1 protein-coding gene is annotated in these 1,494 nt (G+C 38.2%); it reads right to left on the reverse strand.

Annotated features, from left to right (window positions below):
* Positions 1-252: 252 nt before the first annotated feature.
* A partial coding sequence (locus PX481_RS14945; RefSeq protein WP_288094866.1) for a thioesterase domain-containing protein occupies positions 253-1,494 on the reverse strand: 1,242 nt, incomplete at its 5' end.

Here is a 1,494-nt window from a genome sequence, read left to right on the forward strand (position 1 = left end):
TAGGGTTTTACCGATTTTGAGGGGGTCAATTACCTAATTTTCAGGGAAAAAGTCCAGGAATTTTCCCCCCGATCACTCGCATATCCGGTACTTTTTGATTGACAAAAAGTCTAAAAGTCTTACCCAACAAGGTTTTTAGATTTATTCAGCAAGCCCTAATTAGGATTTGCCGAAAAAGTTTTTCAGCAGACCCTAGGTACTGCTCATCCATGTCTCTCAGATTGCCCGATTTCGTCCCCCCCCCCTCAACGGTTACGACTGTTTTGGGTTGAGAATACTATTAATAATCAGAGCGTTTTTGGGAAGATAAGGAGGATCAATCATTTCACGATGAATACCGGTGGCATAATGATTGATTCTTTCTCCTTTTGTTGCTTGTGTCCAATCATCTTGAGCTTCATAGTTTCCCTCAGCACGAATCAAATGAATAGTCCCTTGAATTTGTACATTTTTTAAATCAGAATTCCAAAGAAAATTAAAGTATTCCCACACTTGATGATAAGTGCGATTGCGGAGTTTTTGATTCTCTAAAAAGTAACCTCTTAATTCCTGACGTTTGGGATTTAATAAGAAAGCATCAACCCCTTCTTGAATCTCTGACATATCAGCTTTTTTAGCCTCACGTCCTCCTCTGTAAGTATCCAGTAAAATGACATCAGAAACAACTCTCCCTCGACTTTCTAATTGTTGAGCCATTAACATCGCTAAAAATCCGCCGGCGGAATGTCCCATTAATTTTATATCTTGATTCTGAGCCAAATCCTCAATTAATTCAGCGTATTTTTTTAACATTAATTCATCGCTAATATACCGGAAAGTATAAATAGCATAATTCGTTAGATACTCTGCTAAATTGGCATAAGCAGCAGCGAAACCAAGGGCGGGGGGAAATAAAAAGACGGCCTTTTCTTGCTCCTTATTAAACACCACATAAGGACGTTCTTTCGGTTGAATATTCATCTCCTGAGCATAGATAATATAATCGCTTAATTCGGCGACTGTTGGCTTTTCATAAATCATTGATAAAGGAATTTCTATGGCCATTTTTTCATAAATTAAAGCCATAAGATTCATAGCTTGTAAGGAATGACCACCCAACTCAAAGAAGTTATCATTAACCCCTATCTTGCCAGCTTGTAGAAGTTGTTGCCAAAGGCTTACTAAGATAGTTTCCGTTGAATTGCGGGGGGCTAAATAGGGTGATTCAACTAGAGAAGTCTCATCCGGTATAGGCAATTTATGAACGTCTATTTTCCCATTAGGATTTAAGGGAAAATCCGACAACATGACAAAGGCAGAAGGGATCATGTAAACGGGTAATTTCTGCTGTAAGAAACGACGCAAATCCTGGGAAGTTAATAAAGTATCTTTTCTGATTACATAAGCAACTAACCGTTGATTATATAAGGTATCTTCCCGCATAATCACAACAGTTTGTTCAACGTTGGGATGAGTTTCTAAAACCGTCTGAATTTCTCCTAATTCAATGCGTAA

The sequence above is a fragment of the Microcystis sp. M53603_WE2 genome (assembly GCF_030065435.1).